Genomic DNA, 2,808 nt, shown 5'->3' with positions numbered 1-2,808 from the left:
GTATTTGATGCATTCCATGACGTGGCAGATAAAGCTAAAGCTGGAAATGCAAATGCAAAAGCAGTTTTACAATCTTGGGCAGATGCTGAATGGTTTACTAGCCGTAAAGATGTTCCTGAAGAAATCAAAATTACTGTATTTAAAGTAACAGGTGAAACCAACACTGATGACCTGTCTCCAGCACAGGATGCCTGGAGCCGTCCAGACATTCCATTACATGCAAATGCAATGCTGAAGAATGAACGTGACGGTATCAATCCTGAAAAACAGGGTGAAGTTGGTCCATTAAGCCAGATTAAAGACCTGATCGCTAAAGGCAACCAGGTTGCGTATGTAGGTGACGTAGTTGGTACAGGTTCAAGCCGTAAGTCTGCAACCAACTCTGTGCTTTGGTTCTTTGGTGAAGAAATTCCGCACATTCCAAACAAAAAAGATGGTGGCGTGTGCTTAGGTGGTAAAATTGCTCCTATTTTCTTTAACACGATGGAAGATGCTGGTGCATTACCAGTTGAGATCGATGTTTCTGAAATGAACATGGGCGATGAAATCGTTCTTAAAGTCAATAAAGACGAAGCTAAAGTTACTGCGTTCAAAAACGGCGAACAAATCGCTGAATCTGAACTGAAAACTCCAGTACTTCTAGATGAAGTACGTGCAGGCGGCCGTATCAACCTGATTATTGGCCGTGGCCTGACAGCGAAAGCACGTGAAGCATTGGGCCTTGGTCCTTCTACACTGTTCCGTACACCTGTACAGCCAGCAGATACTGGTAAAGGCTTTACACTGGCCCAGAAGATGGTAGGTCGCGCTTGTGGTCTTCCAGAAGGTGAAGGTGTTCGTCCGGGTACTTACTGTGAACCGAAAATGACGACTGTAGGTTCTCAGGATACAACTGGCCCTATGACTCGTGACGAGTTAAAAGACTTGGCTTGTTTAGGTTTCTCTGCGGACCTGGTCATGCAGTCTTTCTGTCACACAGCTGCGTATCCAAAACCAGTAGACGTACAGATGCAGCATACGCTTCCGGACTTCATCATGAACCGTGGCGGTGTTTCTCTGCGTCCAGGTGACGGTATTATCCACTCTTGGCTAAACCGTATGCTTCTTCCAGATACTGTAGGTACTGGCGGTGACTCACATACCCGTTTTCCAATCGGTATTTCATTCCCGGCGGGTTCAGGTCTGGTAGCATTTGCTGCTGCAACTGGTGTAATGCCTCTTGACATGCCAGAGTCTGTACTGGTGAAATTTAAAGGCAAAATGCAGCCTGGTATCACCCTGCGTGATCTGGTACATGCAATTCCTTACTATGCAATTCAGGCAGGTGACCTGACTGTCGAGAAGAAAGGTAAGAAAAATATTTTTTCTGGTCGTATTCTTGAGATCGACCTGTCAGAAATGGAAAATGACCTGACTGTTGAACAGGCATTTGAACTTTCCGATGCTTCTGCTGAGCGTTCTGCTGCTGGCTGTGCGATCACGCTTTCTGAAGAGAAAGTTGCTGAATACCTTCGTTCAAATATCACCATGTTAAAATGGATGATTTCTGAAGGTTATGGCGATGCTCGTACTATGGCACGCCGTGTTGAAAACATGGAAAAATGGCTTGCTAACCCAAGCTTGCTTAAAGCTGATGCTGATGCTGAATATACTAAAGTATATGAAATTGACCTGGCTGATATCAAAGAACCTATTCTTTGCTGTCCGAACGATCCAGATGATGCAAAACTGCTTTCTCAGGTACAAGGTGACAAGATTGATGAAGTATTCATCGGTTCTTGTATGACCAATATCGGTCACTTCCGTGCAGCGGGTAAACTTCTAGACAAAGTACCTGGTGGTTCTTTATCTACTCGTCTGTGGCTGGCTCCTCCAACTCGTATGGATGAACGTCAGTTAATGGAAGAAGGGTTCTACAACACTTATGGTAAAGCTGGCGCACGTACTGAAATGCCAGGCTGTTCACTGTGTATGGGTAACCAGGCACGTGTAGCACCAAATACTACTGTTGTTTCAACATCTACCCGTAACTTCCCGAACCGACTGGGTCAGGGTGCAAATGTTTACTTGGCTTCTGCTGAGCTGGCGTCTGTGGCTGCTGTACTGGGTAAACTTCCTACACCGGAAGAATATCAGCAGTATGCTTCTCAAATTGATAGCATGGCAGCAGATATTTATAAGTATCTGAACTTTGATCAAATGTCTGACTATACATCTGAAGCAAGCAAGGTTGACACTAAAAAGATCTCTGCTGCTCAATTGACTTAATAAGCGAGAGGGAAAAGTCGAAAGACGTTTCCCAAGTGTAAAAGCAATGCTCTGATTTTCTTTGAAAATTAAGATAAGATGAGTTAAAAATAAGGGCTGAGTAATCAGCCCTTATTTTTTTGAGTAGGTAAATGAACAGTAAAATTAGTCAGATCATTCAGTCCACTCTAAATATTCTAGAAGAAAACAATAGTCATGGTAATAACTTCAATCTATTAAAAATCTGTGGAGTATCAAATAGTGAAGTATTCACCCATACCCCAATTTTGAAAGAGTTATTAGATCCTGAGGGAACACATGGGCAAAAAGATTTATTCTTAAAAAGTTTTGTAGAGTTTTTTAAATTAGATTTTAAGATTAGAGGTAATATAAAAACAAAAAAGGAGCAAAGATTTAATGATTATGGCCAGATTGATTTAATGATTGAAAATGAAGAACAGATAATTATTTTGGAAAATAAAATTTATGCTGTCGATCAATCTAAACAATTACAAAGATATTTTAACTTTTGTAAAAATTAGAGCCTGTAAATAATTTTGT

At 41.7% G+C, this 2,808-nt stretch carries 2 protein-coding genes; both read left to right on the top strand.

The features are described 5' to 3' along the window. Positions 1-2,268 (top strand): bifunctional aconitate hydratase 2/2-methylisocitrate dehydratase (locus B3X18_RS02220; RefSeq protein WP_286935105.1); only part of this gene is annotated, 2,268 nt, incomplete at its 5' end. Between the two features lie 131 nt (positions 2,269-2,399). Further along, positions 2,400-2,789 (top strand): PD-(D/E)XK nuclease family protein, encoded by a 390-nt coding sequence (locus tag B3X18_RS02215; RefSeq protein WP_286935104.1) that lies wholly within the window; start codon positions 2,400-2,402, stop codon positions 2,787-2,789. Positions 2,790-2,808: the final 19 nt, after the last annotated feature.

The sequence above is a fragment of the Acinetobacter sp. UBA6571 genome, from assembly GCF_002434085.1.
Lineage (GTDB): Bacteria > Pseudomonadota > Gammaproteobacteria > Pseudomonadales > Moraxellaceae > Acinetobacter > Acinetobacter radioresistens.
The sequence above is the reverse complement of the archived record's forward strand: the minus strand, read 5'-3'. Positions and strand labels throughout refer to the sequence as shown.

Bases quoted from the DNA above. Each gene is read 5' to 3' on its own strand.
- B3X18_RS02215 (WP_286935104.1), top strand. From the start codon at position 2,400: ATGAACAGTAAAATTAGTCAGATCATTCAGTCCACTCTAAATATTCTA.